A 16,153-nucleotide genomic window follows, 5' to 3' on the forward strand; every position below is an offset into this window, starting at 1 on the left:
AGCCTCTCTGTGAAGCGATAATAATTGGACACTTCTATCAATTAATTTGAAGGCAACCGCCATGTGGTCCGAATACTCCCTGGATGTGGTCGATGCCGTCGCACGCCATGGCAGCTTCAGCGCCGCCGCCCAGGAATTGCACCGCGTGCCGTCGGCCATCAGCTACACGGTGCGTCAGTTGGAAGAGTGGCTGGCCGTGCCCTTGTTCGTGCGGCGCCATCGCGACGTCGAGCTCACCGCGGCCGGCCGTCTATTTATAGACGAAGCCCGCGGCGTGATGAAAACCATGCTCGGTACACGGCGCCTGTGCCAGCAAGTGGCCAATGGCTGGAGCGGCCAGTTGAAGGTCGCGGTGGACTCCATCGTCAAACCCCAGCGCTGCCGGCAGTTGGTGCTGGATTTCTATCGGCGGTTCCCTGACGTGGAATTGCTGCTGGAGTACGAGGTGTACAACGGCGTGTGGGACGCCCTCGCCGATGAGCGCACCGACATCGTGATCGGCGCCACCAGCGCGGTGCCGGTGGCGAGTCACTTCACATTTCGCGATATGGGCCTGTTGAACTGGTTGTGCGTGGTCAGCGCGAAACATCCGCTGGCGGCGCAGGATGGTTTGCTCAGTGACGATCAACTGCGCCCGTTCGCGTCCCTGTGCATGACCGACACCTCGCGCAACCTGCCCAAGCGCGATACCTGGACCCTGGATAACCAGCGCCGGCTGGTGGTACCGAACTGGGCCTCGGCCATTGACTGCCTGCGCGACGGCCTGTGCGTCGGCATGGCGCCGGCGCATCAGGTGTTGCCGTGGATCGAACGCGGTGAGTTGGTCGCGCTGCAACTGCGCCGGCCGTTCCCGGCCAGCCCGTCATGCGTGGCCTGGGCACAGAACAAACTGTCCCCGGCGATGAGTTGGTTGCTGGACTACCTGGGGGATAGCGAGACGATGAACCAAGAGTGGTTGAATGGGAGTGACCGCTGAAGATCACCGGAATCCCCTGTAGGAGGGGGCTTGCCCCCGATGGCGGTGTGTCAGTTGCAGATTGCTCGACTGATGCACCGCCATCGGGGGCAAGCCCCCTCCCACAGGGGATCTCATTTCAATCCAGCAAGCGGGTGATGGCCCGCACGATCATCTCGACCTCCTTGGCCTCCAGGGTCAGCGGCGGCAGCAGGCGAATCACCTTGCCCCGCGTCACGTTGATCAACAACCCATGTTCCTCGGCGGCGCGCAGGGCCAGCTCGCGACACGGGTCTGCCAGCTCGATGCCGATCATCAAGCCCTTGCCACGAATCGCCAAGACCTGCGGGTGCTCATCCAACTCCACCCGTAAGCGGGCCAACAAGCGCTCGCCCTGTTGCGCGGCATTCTGCAGCAGGCCTTGTTCTTCAATGATCTCCAGCACGGTGCAACCCACCCGGCAGGCCAATGGGTTACCGCCGAACGTGCTGCCGTGGCTGCCCGGAGTGAACAAGTCGGCCGCCACGTTCCTGGCCAGGCAGGCACCGATGGGCACGCCGTTGCCGAGGCCTTTGGCCAGGGTCATCACGTCCGGCACGATGCCCTCGTGTTGGAAGGCAAACCAGGCGCCGGTGCGGCCGATGCCGGTCTGGATTTCATCGAGCATCATCAGCCAGCCGTGGCGCGTGCAGTGAGCGCGCAGGGCTTTCAGGTAACCCGGCGGCGCCACTTGCACCCCGCTTTCGCCCTGGATCGGTTCCAGCAAGACCGCTGCGATGCGCGTGCCGAACGCTTGCGTGATCGCCTCCAGCGCCGCCAGGTCGCCGAAGCCGACCTTGAGAAAATCCCCCGGCAAGCGCTGGAACCCCAAGCGTACCGAAGGCCCGTCGCTGGCCGCCATGGTGCCCAGCGTGCGGCCGTGGAAGGCGTTTTCCATCACCACCACCAACGGCGCCTCGATGCCTTTTTTCCAGCCGTGCAACCGCGCCAGTTTTAGCGCGGTCTCGTTGGCTTCGGCGCCGGAGTTGTTGAAAAACGCACGATCGAGGCCCGACAGTTGGGTCAGACGCTGGGCCAAGCGTTGTTGCCAATCGATGCTGTAGAGGTTGGAGGTGTGCAACAGCAGCCCGGCTTGTTCGCTGATGGCTGTCACCAGTTTCGGATGGGAGTGTCCGACGTTGGTCACGGCCACGCCTGCCACGGCGTCCAGGTATTCGCGCCCCTGCTGGTCCCACAGGCGCGTGCCCAGGCCACGCGTAAAGCTCAAGGCCAAGGGTTGGTAAGTGGTCATCAGGCAAGCGGCGGTCATGGTGGCAAGCTCCAGTGCAGGGTTGGGATGGGTCCAGTATCGTTAGCCACCCAAGCTGGATAAACTGTGCTTTTCTGCAATGACTTTAAACCAGGGCTTGATAATGGATCTGTTCCAGGCGATGTCGGTGTATGTGAAAGTGGTCGAGACCGGCAGCATGACCGCCGCGGCCCATGCCAGTGGGATGTCGACCACCATGGTCGGCAACCATTTGCGTGCCCTGGAGCAACGCCTGGGGGTCAGCCTGCTCAAGCGCACCACGCGCAAGCAAAGCCTCACGGAATTCGGCGGGCAGTATTACCAGCGCTGCCTGGAAGTGCTGGGGCTGGTGGCCGACTCCGAGCAATTGGCCGAACAGGCCCACAGCGACGTGCCCAAGGGCACCCTGCGCATCACCGCCCCGCCCGCCTTCGGCACCGAACGCCTGGCGCCGGCCTTGAGCGAATTTTCCCAACGTTACCCGCAGATCAAGCTGTACGTGGTGCTCAGCAATCAACGCATGGACCTGGTCGACAGCGGCTTCGACGTGGCCATCCGCCTGGGCGAGCTGGAACCCTCAAGCCTGATCGCCCGGCCCCTGCAGGACTACACCATCACCCTGTGCGCCGCACCGGATTACCTGGCGCGACGCGGCACGCCGCAAACGCCCGAGGATCTGCAACAACACGACTGCCTGGCCTTCGCCTACCCATCCGGCGACGATTGGCGTAACGCCGACAAACTGTGGCGCATGAGCGACGCGGACGGCGAAGTGGAGATTCCGGTGTCCGGCTCGCTGACCATCAACAGCTCGCAAGCCCTGCGCCAGGCGGCAGTGCAAGGCATGGGCATCGTCATGCTGCCCGATGCCCTGGTGCAGCCCGACCTGCAGAGCGGGAAGCTGGTGGCCTTGCTGACCGCCTATCAACTGCCCCGCCGCCCCATGCATTTGCTGTACGGCCAGGATCGTTACCGCCTGCCTAAACTGCGGGCTTTCGTGGATTTTGCCCTGGAGAAATGGGCGCGCTAAAAGCCCACGCCCAATTCACGCAGACGCTCAGCGGTGCGCTCGGCGCAAACGTGGTGAATGCCTTGCCAGCCCAGGGCGATAGCCGCGTCGATATTGCCCGCGACATCATCGATGAACACCACTTCGGCAGGCTGGATATCCGGCAGATGAGCGCGCACCTGGCCGAGGCTGGCGTGATAGATCGCGGCATCGGGCTTGATCAGCTTCAACTCGCCGGAGACCACGATGTCGCGAAAACACTGCAGGAACGGGTAGTTGGCCCGCGCATAGGGGAACGTCTCGGCCGACCAATTGGTGAGCCCGAACAGCGGCACGTCGGCCTGATGCAGCGCCTTGAGAATGGCCACGCCCTCGGGCAACGGCCCGCGCAGCATTTCATGCCAGCGGTCGTAGTAGGCCGTGATCAAGGTTTCGTGCTGGGGATATTGCGCGACCAGGCTGCGCGTCGCCTCGGCCAGGGTGCGACCGGCGTCTTGCTCGGTGTTCCAGGCCTGGGTGCAGATGTTGTCGAGGAACCATTGCCGCTCCTCTTCATCGGCGATCAGCTGGCGGTACAGGTGCTGCGGGCTCCAATCGAACAGGACACCGCCAAAATCAAAAACGACTGCACGAATCGTCATCAGATCCTCCGTTAGCGTGAGTTGATAGCGGATGGAGTCTGGCAGATCGCGATGGCTTTACACACAACGAATGTGGGAGCGGGCTTGCTCGCGATGGCGGTTTGTCAGTGCCGGAGGTTTCGGCTGACCCACTGCAATCGCGGGCAAGCCCGCTCCCACATGTTTTTCGAGCGTGTTTAGGCTTGGACCAGACCGTTGATCTTCACGGTCGGATTCACATCAGCCTCGTAGTCCACGCCGTCGATCTCAAAGCCGAACAAGCGCAGGAACTCAGCCTTGTAGCCGGCAAAATCGCTGATCTCGTTGACGTTGTCGTCGGTGACCTGATTCCACAGCGCAGCCACGGCGTCCTGGACTTTCGGTTGCAGCTCGGCCAGGTCGGCACGCAGGCGGCCGTCGGCGTCGAGCTTCGGCTCGCGGCCGTACAGGCTGTCCTTGAACAGGCCATAGACCTGCTCGATGCAACCTTCGTGAGTGCCCTGCTCTTTCATCACTTTGAACAGCAACGACAGGTACAGCGGCATGATCGGGATCGCCGAGCTGGCCTGGGTGACCACAGCCTTGAGCACCGACACGCGGGCGTCGCCCTTCAGTGCGGCCAAGTTGTCGCGCAGGGTCAGGACTTTCTTGTCCAGGTCCTTCTTGGCTTCGCCGATGGAGCCGTTCCAGTAGATATCCTGGGTCAACTTCTCGCCGAGGTAGGTGAACGCCGTGGTCTTGGCGCCTTCAGCCAGCACGTCCGCTTCACGCAGGGCGTCGATCCACAGCTGCCAGTCTTCGCCGCCCATGACTTTCACGGTGCCGTCGATTTCTTCCTGGGTGGCCGGCTCAAGGGTGGTGTCGACGACAACGCCCTTGTCGGTGTTGATCCCGCGCAGGGTCACGGCCTTGCCGATCGGCTTGAGCGTGGAGTTGTGCACCACGCCCTGCGGGTCGGTGCGGCGTGGCGCGGCCAGGCTGTAGACCACCAGGTCGATCTTGCCCAGGTCTTTCTTGATGGTCTCGATGGTCAGGCGCTTGATCTCGTCAGAGAACGCGTCGCCGTTGATGCTCTTGGCGTACAGGCCTTTTTCGACGGCAAACTTCTCGAACGCGGCGCTGTTGTACCAGCCGGCGGAGCTCAGCTTGCCTTCTTCGCCTTCTTTCTCAAAAAACACGCCCAGGGTATCGGCGCCGCAGCCAAACGCAGCACTGATGCGCGCGGCCAGGCCGTAACCGGTGGAAGCACCGAGGACCAGCACCTTTTTCGGGCCGCCTTCGATGACGCCGTGTTGGGTGACGTAGTCGATCTGTTCCTTGACGTTCGCTTCACAGCCAACAGGGTGAGCGGTCACACAGATAAAGCCACGAACCCGCGGTTTGATGATCATAAAATTTCTGCCTCTTCCAAGGTGCCGAAGGCCAATGGTGGCCATTCAACGTAATCGTACCGGTCTATGACGTCCAAAAAACCGAAGCGTCACGATAGTCGCAAATCTTCTGTTTACAAAATCCAATCCCAAACTCGCCGCGCAAGCCGCGCCGCGGGTTAAAAACTGTGTCAGTTCTTCACAATTTCGCAATATTTAAAACGCCCATCGACCTGAGAACGTCTTATCATGACGAGGTTATTTCAATATGTTTCGCAACCCCACCACTCGCAGCCACGCATCTGGACCTGTCGAATGGAGTCCAGCTGGAGCTGAGTTTCATGAGTAAATCTGCGTTACGCAAAAAAGCCGTGTCGTTCGCCTGGGCATTCGGCGTCCTGCTGATTATCTACCTCTTTCCCCTGACCACCGTGGTGTTCCTCGGCCTCGTGCTGGTCTGCGGTATCTATGATTTCCTGCGTAACGGCCTGTATGACCGCGACACCTTCAAGAAATATTTCATCGGCAGCGGCCGCAATACCTGGCTGCTGGCACCGTTCAACACCCTGTTCGACCTGCTGAGCAGCCGCAACCGCCACGTCTACACGATGCGCGACCTGCCGCCCGCCTGGCGTGAAGACCTGCAACAGGTGATCGACGACGCCATGGCCCACAAGGATGAAATCATCGGCTACCTGGACGAACGCATGGCCGAGAAGAAACGCGGCATGCTGTTTTTCCAATGGTACGGCCGGCCGATCGAAACCACCCTGGACATCCCGGAACTGCGCAAGAAATTGCCGTTCGTGAAGACCATCGGCGTGTCGGTGTTCAACGAAAACCGTTCGACCTCCTTCCACTTCGGCCCCCTGCGCATGATGTTCCGGGTGCTCTATAACATGGCGCCGGCGCCTCACCATGAGGGCGTGTACATCCAGGTGGGCAAACACAAGCATTACTGGCACGACGACCCACTGTTTATCTTCGATGACACGCTGATGCATGCGTCCTTCAACAAGAACGATGCCAAGCGCTACTGCCTGTTCATTGATATCGTGCGGCCGACCGCGTTGCCCGCCGTCCTCAATGCCGTGATCACAGGGTTTGCCGGCCTGGTGTTCACGCTGCGTCGGGTTTTCTACAAAAACTGGAAGCTGATCCAGTAGGTTCTGCGGCATGATGGGGCTGGACAGTATTTGCGTAGCGCCTGCGGGCCAGCGAAAATAGCCGTCTCGTGCGACCGTATCCGGCGCCCATTCTTCTCAAGCCATCGCCCCCATGACGGGCGCGGTGGCTGTGCTTTCAAGGAATCAGAATGCCCCAACGTCAAGTCATCAATGCCTCCGTCAGCCCCAAGGGCAGCCTCGAAACACTCTCCCAGCGTGAAGTCCAGCAACTGAGCGAAGCCGGCTCCGGCAGCATCTATACCCTGTTCCGCCAGTGCGCCCTGGCCATCCTCAACACCGGCGCGCACATCGACAACGCCAAGACCATCCTCGACGCCTATAAAGACTTTGAAGTGCGTATCCACCAGCAGGATCGCGGCGTGCGCCTGGAACTGCTGAACGCCCCGGCCGACGCCTTCGTCGATGGCGAAATGATCGCCAGTACCCGCGAAATGCTGTTCAGCGCCCTGCGCGACATCGTCTACACCGAGAACGAACTGGACAGCCAGCGCATCGACCTGAGCAACTCCCAGGGCATCACCGACTACGTGTTCCACCTGTTGCGCAACGCACGCACGCTGCGCCCGGGTGTCGAGCCGAAGATCGTGGTGTGCTGGGGCGGGCACTCGATCAACACCGAAGAATACAAATACACCAAGAAAGTCGGCCACGAACTGGGCTTGCGCAGCCTCGACGTCTGCACCGGTTGCGGCCCCGGCGTGATGAAAGGGCCGATGAAGGGCGCGACCATTTCCCACGCCAAGCAACGCATCAACGGCGGGCGCTACCTGGGCCTGACCGAGCCGGGCATCATCGCTGCGGAAGCACCGAACCCGATCGTCAATGAGCTGGTGATCCTGCCGGACATCGAGAAGCGCCTGGAAGCCTTCGTGCGCGTCGGCCACGGCATCATCATCTTCCCGGGCGGCGCCGGCACGGCGGAAGAGTTCCTCTACCTGCTGGGCATCCTGATGCACCCGGACAACCGCGGCCTGCCGTTCCCGGTCATCCTCACCGGGCCAAAGCACGCCGCACCGTACCTGCAACAGTTGCACGCATTCGTCGGCGCCACCCTCGGCGAGGCCGCGCAGGCGCACTACCAGATCATCATCGACGATCCGGCCGAAGTGGCCCGCCAGATGACCGCCGGGCTCAAGGCCGTCAAGCAGTTCCGCCGCGAGCGTAACGATGCGTTCCACTTCAACTGGCTGTTGAAGATCGACGAAGGCTTCCAGCGCCCGTTCGACCCGACCCACGAAAACATGGCCAGCCTGCAACTGAACCACGCGCTGCCGCCCCATGAACTGGCAGCCAACCTGCGTCGCGCGTTCTCGGGGATTGTGGCGGGCAACGTCAAGGACAAGGGCATTCGCCTGATCGAGCAGAACGGCCCTTACCAGATCCATGGCGACCCAGCCATCATGAAGCCGCTGGATGAACTGCTGCAGGCGTTCGTCGCCCAGCACCGCATGAAGTTGCCGGGTGGCGCGGCATATGTGCCGTGCTACCGCGTGGTGCAATAAGTCAGCACACATGCTGTAGCGCTTTAACCTTGTGTTCAGGCTTGTCGGCGGGAGACGTCGGGCTATCGTTTTTACGAAGCCCGACTGACCCACACCGAGGAGCGACCTATGGACCAACGGATCTTGTTCTCCCAGGCGCCTTACCCTAATGTAAGGAGCATCACGATGGAGACCTTCAATATGGCGACCGCCACGCTGACTTCAAAAGGACAAATCACCATCCCCGTCCAGGTCAGGACAGCCCTGGGCCTGGAAACGGGAGACCGGGTTGAATTCGTCGAAATGGAAGACGGCAAATTTTCCATTATTGCCGCGAGCAAAACCGTTCACGACCTCAAGGGGCTGATCCGCAAGCCTGCCCAGGCCATTTCCATCGAGGACATGAACCGCGCGATTGCGGCACAGGGAGCGAAAGCCCGATGATCGGCCTGGATACCAATGTGCTGGTGCGCTATGTCACCCAGGATGATCCGGTCCAATCCGCCAAGGCATCCGAGCTGATCGAATCCCTCACCACCCTGTCGCCAGGCTTTGTCAGCCTGGTGTCGGTGGTGGAGTTGGTATGGGTGTTACAAAGTTGCTACCAGTCAGCCAAGAGCGATGTGGTGGCGGTGCTGGAAACGCTGCTGCGAACCCGTGAATTGATCGTCGAGCATGCCGAGATCATCTGGCAGGCGCTCCGGCGGTTTTCGGCGAACAAAGCCGATTTCGCCGACTGTTTGATAGCGCGCTGCGCCCACGCAGCCGGCTGCGAGTACACCGCCACCTTTGACCTCGATGCGGCCAAGGCTGCGGGCATGAAGCGACTGGCCTGAGCGGGGTTCAGCGAACCCAGCCACCATGCTGCCAGTGGTAACCGTCATTTCGTTGCACCCAATGCGGATGCACATAACGGTAGCCCTCGCGCACCGGCTCCCAATGGCCGTGTACCGCCACATAACGCCCGCCTTCCCAACGCCAGTACCCGCGTGACCATACATAACCTTCGCGCACCGCCGGCTCGACTTCGATCACTTGCATCGGCGGCGGTTGTGGCGCGACCACTTCCACATACTCACGTTCTACCGGTCGACGCTCATGCACGACACGCTCTTGCACACACCCGGACGCCGCGACGACCATGGCCGCCAATGCTGCATAACGTAGCAACATACAAACCCCTCGGGCGCTAACGCCCCACACCTGCCTCAGTAAAAAATCCCCCCTTGTTCCAGCCGCGCTCCTGCAAGGCCTGGGTACTTTTTAACAGGTGGTGTCTGTCGGGTTGCTGAACCTGCCGACAGTGCATCCCGAGGAACAGACGGAAGGCCGAGTCGCGATTTGAACGCTCAAACCGGGCCAAAGCGCTCCAGCACAGCCTCGACAAAACGCCGCAACTTGGCGGTACGCTGGCGGTTGGCGGTGTAGACCAAATGCATGGGCCGGCTCGGCGCGTCAAAGTCCGGCAGCACTCGCACCAACTCGCCCCTGGCCAGGGCCGGGCGCAGAAAATCTTCCGGGCCGAGCACAATGCCAAACCCATCCAGCGCGGCCGACATCAAGGCCCTGCTTTCGTTGATCTGCAAACGGCTGGCAACCTGCACGGTGTGCGGGACCGAGCCCTGGTAGAACACCCATTCGCGATCCGCCGGGCGTGACCAGAAGGCGTAGCCCAGGCATTCATGCTGTTGAAGGTCCGCCGGCCACAGCGGTGTGCCTCGTGCCGCCAGGTAGGCCGGCGCCGCACAGACCACCAGACGATACGGCGCCAGGGGCCTGGCGGTCAGCCCCGTGATCGCCGGGGGGCCAATGCGGAAGGCGGCTTCGTAGCCTTCCTCCACCAGGTCGACAAAACGATCGGTGAGGTGCAGGTCGATGTTCACATCGGGGTTGTCACGCAAAAACGCGGTCACCAAGGGCATCAGGCTGTAGGAGCCGAAGGTCACCGGGGCGGTGATTTTCAGCGTGCCGCGTGGGGTGTCATTCATGATCTGCGCCAGGGAATCGGCGGCCTCAGCCTCCGTCAGGATATGCTTGCAACGCTCGTAGTAAGCGCTACCCAACTCCGTCAGGCTTTGTCGGCGCGTGGTGCGATTGAGCAAGCGCGCGCCCAGGCGCTGCTCCAGCGCCGTGACATGCTTGGCCACCATCTGCGCCGACATATTCAAACGCTCGGCGGCTCGCGCATACGAGCCCAACTCGGCGGCGACCACAAAGGCATTCATGCTCGAAAGACGGTCCATCATTCCCAACTCCCAGTAACGACACTCACGCCAATACGCTCGTTTATCACCCTGTGATTGTTAATCATCATAACCGCTCCCCTACTTTGCAGGAGCAAGGCCATGAAGATTGGCGTGATTGGAGCAGGTTTCATCGGACGCGCGGTGGCCCAACTGGCGCTGGCGGCCGGTCACGAAGTGATGTTGAGCAACTCCCGCGGCCCGCAGTCCATGAGCAGCGTACTCAGCGGCATCTGGGGCGTTAAAGTGGGCAGCGCGCAAGACGCAGCCAGATTTGGCGACGTGGTCCTCGTGGCGATCCCCCTGGAACATTACCGCAGCGTGCCCGCGCAGTGGCTGGAAGGCAAAACAGTGATGGACGCCAACAATTACTACCCCGAGCGCGACGGGCATATCCCTGAATTGGACCGTTTTGAAACCACCACCAGCCGGCTGCTCGCCGAGCATTTGCCGCATTCCCATGTGGTGAAAGTATTCAACGCAATCTTTGCACCGGACCTGACGCGGGACGCCCGCCCTCACGGCGCACCCGACCGCCGCGCACTGCCGGTGGCGGCGGATGACGCCGCGGCGAAAGCGCAAGTGATCGAGTTACTCGACGAACTCGGTTTCGACGCCGTGGATGCCGGTGGGCTGGATGAAAGCTGGCGCTTCGAGCGGGCCAAACCGGCCTATTGCGTTGTGCTGGACCGAGCCGGCTTGACGGCGGCGCTGGCGGCAGCCGAACGAACGGTTGAACTGCCTGCGGTGGAGCGCACCCACCCCCGCGCATAAACACGCGCCCACAAAAAGCCCGCTGAGCGTCATCGGCTCAGCGGGCTTTTTTTGACCGATCGGCCCCAGTCTCAGGGCCTGGTCTTACAGCGCCAGATCAGACGCCGGTTTGCTCGGCTCAGCCGCAGGCTTGGCAGCCTCGGTGGCCTTGGGAGCGGTCATCTGCGGAATCGCTGGTGGTGGAGTCAGTTGCAGGATACCGGCGGTGTAGGCCCATTCCTTGGCAACAGCCTCAGGACTGTCGTTCAGCTTGGTGCCGTAGCTTGGCACGATCTGATGCAGTTTTTCCTGCCAGGCCGGAGTCGCGACCTTGTCCTTGAACACTTTCTGCAGCACGGTCAGCATGATCGGAGCCGCGGTCGACGCGCCTGGCGATGCACCCAACAGGCCGGCGATGGTGTTGTCGGCGGAGCTGACCACTTCGGTGCCGAGTTTCAGCACGCCGCCCTGCTCTTCGTCACGCTTGATGATCTGCACACGCTGGCCGGCTTGCCACAGGCGCCAGTCGGACTGCTTGGCGTTCGGGAAGTACTCTTGCAGTGCCTTGAAGCGGTCGTCATCCGACAGCATCAGTTGCCCGGCGAGGTACTCGACCAGCGGGTATTCGCGAATACCGACTTTGGTCATCGGCCAGATGTTGTGGGTGGTGGTGCTGGTCAGCAGGTCCAGGTACGAGCCTTCTTTCAGGAACTTGGTCGAGAAGGTCGCGAACGGGCCAAACAGAATCACGCGCTTGCCATCCAGCACGCGGGTGTCCAGGTGCGGCACCGACATCGGCGGCGCGCCCACCGAAGCTTTACCGTAGGCCTTGGCCAGGTGCTGCTCGGCGATGGTTGGGTTATCGGTCACCAAGAACGAACCACCCACCGGGAAGCCCGCGTATTCCTTGGCTTCAGGAATGCCCGACTTTTGCAGCAGGTGCAGGGCACCGCCGCCGGCACCGATGAACACGAACTTGGCGTCGGTTTCGGTCTTGCTGCCATCTTTCAGGTTTTTGTAGCTGACACGCCACGAACCGTCGGCGTTCTTGGTGATGTCCTGCACTTCGCTCGACAGTTTCAGGTCGAACTTAGGCGTGGTTTGCAGGTGAGCGACGAACTGGCGGGTGATCTCGCCGAAGTTCATGTCCGTACCCAGCGGGCTCCAGGTGGCCGCGATTTTCTGGTTCGGGTCACGCCCTTCCATCATCAGCGGAACCCACTTGGCGATCTGCGCCGGGTCTTCGGAATACTGCATGCCAGCGAACAGCGGGCTCGCTTGCAAGGCTTCGTAACGCTTTTTCAGGAACTTGATGTTGTCATCGCCCCACACAAAGCTCATGTGCGGAGTGGAGTTGATGAACGAACGCGGGTTCTTCAGCACGCCCTGCTGGACCTGCCAGGACCAGAACTGGCGGGAGATCTGGAACGCTTCGTTGATTTCGACCGCTTTCGGGATCTCAACGTTGCCGTTCTTGTCTTCCGGGGTGTAGTTCAGCTCGGCGAGGGCCGAGTGACCGGTACCGGCGTTGTTCCAGCCGTTGGAGCTTTCTTCGGCGACGCCGTCGAGGCGCTCGACCATTTCCATCGACCAGCCCGGCTCCAGCTCGTTGAGCCAGACACCCAGGGTCGCACTCATGATGCCGCCGCCGATCAGCAGCACATCGACTTTCTTTGCCTCTTCCGCATGAACGGACGTGATCCCCATCGACAAAGCCAGCCCCAGCAGGGCCGTGTTTACTTTCTTAAACATCAGTAGCACCTATGATAAAACGCCATCCGCCCCACTGCCCCTGAGCCCGGGCAACCCTCGATCACGCGGCGTCAGGCAACGCAGCGCCGGGTTTGCACATTCACTCAAAGACCGCAGGGTGGGCACACAAGGCCGACGTATCGACCTCACTTTTATGTCCCTTCTGCGCTGACTTCTTATCATTATTGGCTTCAGCTACCTGGGCGACAGCCAGCCGCCGGGACGTATACGGGTGTACGTTCCGGAGAAAGACTAGACCAAGATGGCGCGCAGAATATCACGCCAACCGGCAATCATGCGCTGTTTGGCTAATTGACAGCTCTAAAATAGGCGTTTTGGCAAGGCTGATCGGGGTGAGTGTCAAGCCTGACAGACGCGACGTGAAGTCACAGGCATGGCTATTTGATAGCGGCGGTTCAATCAACACATCCCTGACTGCCCCACTGCCCCATCAGTCATCATGCAACAACCCAGAACCATACTCACCATAACTACTACCCAGCCCACTGCCGCCAAAATTCATCTTGGCGGCCTTGTTCGGGCTGTGGTCACCAAACGCCTGGCATCCCCCTGCAAAACAAGGGTCGCGACTCACGCCCGACGAATCCGACGAACAAGCGCTCAACAGCAACGCACCGGCGATCATCACGACTTTGACAAGGTTCGAGATCATTTTTTCAGTTCCCTGTGGGTTCGGGGGTTTCCCATAGAGATGATCGTAGGCCTCAACGGCACAGGGAATGATGAAACTTCGCCGGAAGACAGAATGGGTTCAGGTTGCCGCCTTGGGCTAAGGCGGCGGAGGTCGATTGTCAGGCTGTAGCCGGGCTGATGACACGAGCGACTTGGTCATGGGCCCGATCAACGAGTAGCGCGCTCAGGTCGATCAGTTGCTGAATGCCCAAGACAATGGAGCGCTGGGACTCGTCGAGGTTGAAAGCCACGGTAGCGGCCATTTCGCTGGCGGACGCGAGATTTTCGGAAGCGTTGGCCAGGAGGGTTTCGGTGTCTATGTCGGGGCTGACGAGGAATAGGTTGTGGGTTGGGTGTTCGTCAGGCGCATTGTCGGTGGATTGAGGCAAGTCACGAGCAATGGCACGTTGAGCTGTGGCGTGAAGCTTGGTATCGACGGGCGAAGGGTCGCGATCAATAGAGCGACTGGGCGTGTTGCTGTGCATGGGCGAAGCTCCAAATAGTGACGGGAGTTAAAACGCCTTTAGCGATACGGACTTCCACCTCCGGCCGCTGGATTGGCAGCGGCTTGAAGAGGTTAGCGGCGGGAGGTTTGAGGAGCAAGTCGAGAAGAATGCGGGATATTTCACCGACATTCCTGGCATATTCCACACATGGCAACGCCCCGTTCGAAGTGGTGAAGAGCACGGTATACACCTCCCCGACACCTAAGAAACATCCCCGATAAACTGCGCCATTCGCCTCGTTGATTCAGATTGCCAATGTCCCTACAGACAGGTCCACTTTCCCCCCGTTTCTCTGTCGCGCCGATGATGGATTGGAACGCCTAATTCTAGGGGGGCCCGTCAACCGTGACCTGTAGCACAACCACTTTCGTACCACGCCCCTCCCCCTGTCACACCCGGCAGATCTTCCCTCCTATAAGCCATATCAGCTTCGCGCATATCCGCTGCTATGCTTCAAGCTTTACGAACCATGTCGATATTGAGCGCGCGGAGCTCAATGGAACTACTTTTTTGCTGGAAGACGATGGCGGTAGCTTTTGGGGATTCCAGTTCTTTAACAAGCACTTTGTCTTCGCGCTGGTGTCGTTAAGGACGGAATATCCTCAGGCTCCATAAACAAAAATCCCGCTGATTAGCGGGATTTTTTTAAGCGTCCGTCGGATAGAGCGGGCTACCGACAACGGTAGGGACGCCAGCACGTAAAGTGCTCCTTGATGTATTCAACTGGTAGCTGCAGCTACGCCACCTGACACGGCCGCGCCCGTCAATGCGCCCGTGCCAGCTACTACCGCAGTACCAGCAGCTATTCCGCCGCCGCCTGCAGCAACCGCCCCGCCACCTAGCGCGGCTAGTGATGCGTTAGTGAGTGCCGCCCCGGAGAGGGTACTGATAGCTGTGCCAGTACTGGCTGCCCCTAAAAGGCCGGCACCGCCAACAGCAGTGGCGATGGCAGGTGCGGCCACAAAGGCAATACCGCCTGTTGCAACTGTTGCAGCTACCACACCGATTGTGGTCAGAGGATTCTCACAAATTGCGTCTATAGCGTCCCCGAATAAGCCACCAGCCACGCCTGGGGGACCGAAGACCAATTCATCCATATCGCTCCAAAAACCCATAATGACGCCTCCTTTCATCTGCTGACGCTGTGTTAAAGACACAGCTGTGAATGTATGAATATAGCCAGAAGATATCATATAGCCATTACCGGTGGCGGTGATTTCCTTTCACTTCTACCTGCTCAGGATTAATGCCACTAGCGCCTGCGAATAACGCTGCTTATGTAAAAAAAGCCCCCACACCTGGACTAGGTGCGGGGGCCTCTTTTTGTAGGCGTGAACATCACCTTCTGCAGGACTGGCTTACCAGCACGTCTGATCGGTTTTATGTATCTCAGCTGACTCGAGAGCCTTCCTTTCCCCCAGATAAACAGTAATCCGTTCACCCTTCTTGATAACCACTGGCGAAAAGGGGACAGATTTATTTATAACATCGCTGAAAAAAAACTAATCACCAGACAGCAAAAAGCCGCCTCATCACCTGCTAATTATTTTTCCGATATCGAAGTCAGACTACGATACCCGGCACCCGGCTTCGAGCTGGCAGAGTAAAAGCCCAGCCACACCTCACGACGACCTGCTGATTCAACCCAGCGTTCCACGGTGTAAGATGCTCCATAACCTTCCACCTTCGAGGCTGTCATGACCGGGATATCCCTAAACCTGCCGGAAGACCTGTCCAACTCTCTCGCCGACCTGGCCAAAACCAACGGCCAGACTGCGACCTACCTGGCGATGGACGTCCTCCGCGACTACATCGAGCACGAAAAAACGCTAACCGCTCAAATCGAGCTGGCGGTGAAAGAAGCCGACCAGGGCAAATTTGCCACCGATGACCAGGTAGCAGCCATGCGCGCCAGGCGCTGGAGCCGGAATGCGGGTTGAGTGGCTTGAAAAAGCACTCAAAAATCTGGAAGACGAAGCAAACTATATAGCTCTCGAAAACCCAAAAGCAGCTGACGACTTCTCCGATGCCATTTTCGCCAGCGTCGACAAACTGGCGCAGTTTCCCTCTATGGGCCGTGAAGGTCGGGTCACAAACACGCGCGAATGGGCAGTCCCCAATTGGTCTTATCTGATCCCCTATCGCATACGCGGTGATCGTCTGCAGATCCTCGGCGTATTCCACACACGGCAACGTCCCCGTTCGAAGTGGTGAATGCCGCGGAACACACCTCCAGCACACCCAAGATCCATCCCTGATAAACTACGCCCCATTCGCCCCGCAAACTCAGATCCCC

18 protein-coding genes are annotated in these 16,153 nt (G+C 60.0%); 9 read left to right on the top strand and 9 right to left on the bottom strand.

Features of this window, described 5'->3' with window-relative positions:
- Window positions 1-61: 61 nt before the first annotated feature.
- Window positions 62-976: a DNA-binding transcriptional activator PunR gene (gene punR / locus TU80_RS02330; RefSeq protein ID WP_057003764.1), complete on the top strand. Its 915-nt coding sequence runs from the start codon at window positions 62-64 to the stop codon at window positions 974-976.
- Window positions 977-1,094: 118 nt separating this feature from the next.
- Here punR and TU80_RS02335 read toward each other — a convergent pair whose 3' ends face one another.
- Complete coding sequence (locus tag TU80_RS02335; RefSeq protein WP_057003765.1) at window positions 1,095-2,264, bottom strand: aspartate aminotransferase family protein; 1,170 nt, start codon at window positions 2,262-2,264, stop codon at window positions 1,095-1,097.
- A gap of 103 nt (window positions 2,265-2,367) precedes the next feature.
- On the opposite strand from TU80_RS02335, the gene TU80_RS02340 reads away from it, so the two are divergent.
- Complete coding sequence (locus TU80_RS02340) at window positions 2,368-3,273, top strand: LysR family transcriptional regulator (RefSeq protein WP_057003766.1); 906 nt, start codon at window positions 2,368-2,370, stop codon at window positions 3,271-3,273.
- On the opposite strand, the gene TU80_RS02345 is transcribed toward TU80_RS02340, so the two are convergent.
- Together TU80_RS02345 and fabV are read right to left on the bottom strand one after the other, a co-directional pair.
- Window positions 3,270-3,893 carry an HAD family hydrolase gene (locus tag TU80_RS02345; RefSeq protein WP_057003767.1) on the bottom strand — a complete coding sequence of 208 codons (624 nt, stop codon included), beginning with the start codon at window positions 3,891-3,893 and terminating at the stop codon, window positions 3,270-3,272. The genes TU80_RS02340 and TU80_RS02345 overlap by 4 nt on opposite strands.
- Before the next feature lie 176 nt (window positions 3,894-4,069).
- Complete coding sequence (fabV, locus tag TU80_RS02350) at window positions 4,070-5,263, bottom strand: enoyl-ACP reductase FabV (RefSeq protein ID WP_046384297.1); 1,194 nt, start codon at window positions 5,261-5,263, stop codon at window positions 4,070-4,072.
- A 320-nt stretch (window positions 5,264-5,583) separates the two neighbouring features.
- Between fabV and TU80_RS02355 the strand changes: the two genes are divergently transcribed.
- From TU80_RS02355 to TU80_RS02370, 4 genes are all read left to right on the top strand, one after another.
- Entirely contained in the window at window positions 5,584-6,408 is an 825-nt protein-coding gene (locus TU80_RS02355; RefSeq protein ID WP_046384298.1) for an aspartyl/asparaginyl beta-hydroxylase domain-containing protein, read from the top strand.
- A gap of 149 nt (window positions 6,409-6,557) precedes the next feature.
- Window positions 6,558-7,931 (top strand): nucleotide 5'-monophosphate nucleosidase PpnN, encoded by a 1,374-nt coding sequence (gene ppnN, locus TU80_RS02360; protein WP_046384299.1) that lies wholly within the window; start codon window positions 6,558-6,560, stop codon window positions 7,929-7,931.
- 165 nt (window positions 7,932-8,096) lie between these two features.
- Window positions 8,097-8,354, top strand: a complete 258-nt coding sequence (locus TU80_RS02365) for an AbrB/MazE/SpoVT family DNA-binding domain-containing protein (protein ID WP_026140263.1) — start codon at window positions 8,097-8,099, stop codon at window positions 8,352-8,354.
- Entirely contained in the window at window positions 8,351-8,746 is a 396-nt protein-coding gene (locus TU80_RS02370) for a type II toxin-antitoxin system VapC family toxin (protein WP_057003768.1), read from the top strand. Before TU80_RS02365 ends, TU80_RS02370 begins: the two co-directional genes overlap by 4 nt.
- 7 nt (window positions 8,747-8,753) lie before the next feature.
- Here TU80_RS02370 and TU80_RS02375 read toward each other — a convergent pair whose 3' ends face one another.
- Window positions 8,754-9,083 (bottom strand): YXWGXW repeat-containing protein, encoded by a 330-nt coding sequence (locus TU80_RS02375; RefSeq protein ID WP_046384301.1) that lies wholly within the window; start codon window positions 9,081-9,083, stop codon window positions 8,754-8,756.
- Window positions 9,084-9,259: 176 nt separating this feature from the next.
- Window positions 9,260-10,156 (bottom strand): LysR family transcriptional regulator, encoded by an 897-nt coding sequence (locus TU80_RS02380; protein WP_032804873.1) that lies wholly within the window; start codon window positions 10,154-10,156, stop codon window positions 9,260-9,262.
- Between the two features lie 99 nt (window positions 10,157-10,255).
- Here TU80_RS02380 and TU80_RS02385 point away from each other — a divergent pair, with 99 nt between their 5' ends.
- On the top strand, window positions 10,256-10,927 hold the full coding sequence (locus TU80_RS02385; RefSeq protein ID WP_046384302.1) for an NADPH-dependent F420 reductase: 672 nt from the start codon (window positions 10,256-10,258) through the stop codon (window positions 10,925-10,927).
- An 84-nt stretch (window positions 10,928-11,011) separates the two neighbouring features.
- On the opposite strand, the gene mqo is transcribed toward TU80_RS02385, so the two are convergent.
- The 4 genes from mqo to TU80_RS33000 form a co-directional block, all read right to left on the bottom strand.
- Window positions 11,012-12,658, bottom strand: coding sequence for a malate dehydrogenase (quinone) (gene mqo, locus TU80_RS02390; RefSeq protein WP_046384303.1), 1,647 nt, complete (start codon window positions 12,656-12,658; stop codon window positions 11,012-11,014).
- Between the two features lie 451 nt (window positions 12,659-13,109).
- Window positions 13,110-13,331 (bottom strand): hypothetical protein, encoded by a 222-nt coding sequence (locus TU80_RS02395; RefSeq protein ID WP_057003769.1) that lies wholly within the window; start codon window positions 13,329-13,331, stop codon window positions 13,110-13,112.
- Between the two features lie 139 nt (window positions 13,332-13,470).
- The gene (locus tag TU80_RS02400) at window positions 13,471-13,836 is read right to left on the bottom strand and encodes a DUF6124 family protein (RefSeq protein WP_057003770.1); all 366 of its coding nucleotides are present in this window, start codon (window positions 13,834-13,836) and stop codon (window positions 13,471-13,473) included.
- The gene (locus TU80_RS33000) at window positions 13,805-14,038 is read right to left on the bottom strand and encodes a hypothetical protein (protein WP_143041278.1); all 234 of its coding nucleotides are present in this window, start codon (window positions 14,036-14,038) and stop codon (window positions 13,805-13,807) included. Before TU80_RS33000 ends, TU80_RS02400 begins: the two co-directional genes overlap by 32 nt.
- Before the next feature lie 1,516 nt (window positions 14,039-15,554).
- Here TU80_RS33000 and TU80_RS02405 point away from each other — a divergent pair.
- On the top strand, window positions 15,555-15,797 hold the full coding sequence (locus TU80_RS02405) for a CopG family ribbon-helix-helix protein (protein WP_017848887.1): 243 nt from the start codon (window positions 15,555-15,557) through the stop codon (window positions 15,795-15,797).
- Window positions 15,787-16,071, top strand: a complete 285-nt coding sequence (locus tag TU80_RS02410; protein ID WP_017848888.1) for a type II toxin-antitoxin system RelE/ParE family toxin — start codon at window positions 15,787-15,789, stop codon at window positions 16,069-16,071. Before TU80_RS02405 ends, TU80_RS02410 begins: the two co-directional genes overlap by 11 nt.
- The last annotated feature ends 82 nt before the right edge of the window (window positions 16,072-16,153 follow it).

This window comes from Pseudomonas veronii, assembly GCF_001439695.1.
Taxonomy (GTDB): Bacteria; Pseudomonadota; Gammaproteobacteria; order Pseudomonadales; family Pseudomonadaceae; genus Aquipseudomonas; species Aquipseudomonas veronii.

What these genes read in the sequence shown, in the direction of transcription:
- TU80_RS02335 (WP_057003765.1), bottom strand. Translation starts at nt 2,264, where the DNA reads ATGACCGCCGCTTGCCTGATGACCACTTACCAACCCTTGGCCTTGAGC.
- TU80_RS02355 (WP_046384298.1), top strand. Translation starts at nt 5,584, where the DNA reads ATGAGTAAATCTGCGTTACGCAAAAAAGCCGTGTCGTTCGCCTGGGCA.
- TU80_RS02380 (WP_032804873.1), bottom strand. Translation starts at nt 10,156, where the DNA reads ATGATGGACCGTCTTTCGAGCATGAATGCCTTTGTGGTCGCCGCCGAG.
- TU80_RS02345 (WP_057003767.1), bottom strand. Translation starts at nt 3,893, where the DNA reads ATGACGATTCGTGCAGTCGTTTTTGATTTTGGCGGTGTCCTGTTCGAT.
- TU80_RS02365 (WP_026140263.1), top strand. Translation starts at nt 8,097, where the DNA reads ATGGAGACCTTCAATATGGCGACCGCCACGCTGACTTCAAAAGGACAA.
- TU80_RS02375 (WP_046384301.1), bottom strand. Translation starts at nt 9,083, where the DNA reads ATGTTGCTACGTTATGCAGCATTGGCGGCCATGGTCGTCGCGGCGTCC.
- ppnN (WP_046384299.1), top strand. Translation starts at nt 6,558, where the DNA reads ATGCCCCAACGTCAAGTCATCAATGCCTCCGTCAGCCCCAAGGGCAGC.
- TU80_RS02410 (WP_017848888.1), top strand. Translation starts at nt 15,787, where the DNA reads ATGCGGGTTGAGTGGCTTGAAAAAGCACTCAAAAATCTGGAAGACGAA.
- TU80_RS02395 (WP_057003769.1), bottom strand. Translation starts at nt 13,331, where the DNA reads ATGATCTCGAACCTTGTCAAAGTCGTGATGATCGCCGGTGCGTTGCTG.
- TU80_RS02340 (WP_057003766.1), top strand. Translation starts at nt 2,368, where the DNA reads ATGGATCTGTTCCAGGCGATGTCGGTGTATGTGAAAGTGGTCGAGACC.
- fabV (WP_046384297.1), bottom strand. Translation starts at nt 5,263, where the DNA reads ATGATCATCAAACCGCGGGTTCGTGGCTTTATCTGTGTGACCGCTCAC.
- punR (WP_057003764.1), top strand. Translation starts at nt 62, where the DNA reads ATGTGGTCCGAATACTCCCTGGATGTGGTCGATGCCGTCGCACGCCAT.
- TU80_RS02385 (WP_046384302.1), top strand. Translation starts at nt 10,256, where the DNA reads ATGAAGATTGGCGTGATTGGAGCAGGTTTCATCGGACGCGCGGTGGCC.
- TU80_RS02400 (WP_057003770.1), bottom strand. Translation starts at nt 13,836, where the DNA reads ATGCACAGCAACACGCCCAGTCGCTCTATTGATCGCGACCCTTCGCCC.
- TU80_RS02370 (WP_057003768.1), top strand. Translation starts at nt 8,351, where the DNA reads ATGATCGGCCTGGATACCAATGTGCTGGTGCGCTATGTCACCCAGGAT.
- mqo (WP_046384303.1), bottom strand. Translation starts at nt 12,658, where the DNA reads ATGTTTAAGAAAGTAAACACGGCCCTGCTGGGGCTGGCTTTGTCGATG.
- TU80_RS02405 (WP_017848887.1), top strand. Translation starts at nt 15,555, where the DNA reads ATGACCGGGATATCCCTAAACCTGCCGGAAGACCTGTCCAACTCTCTC.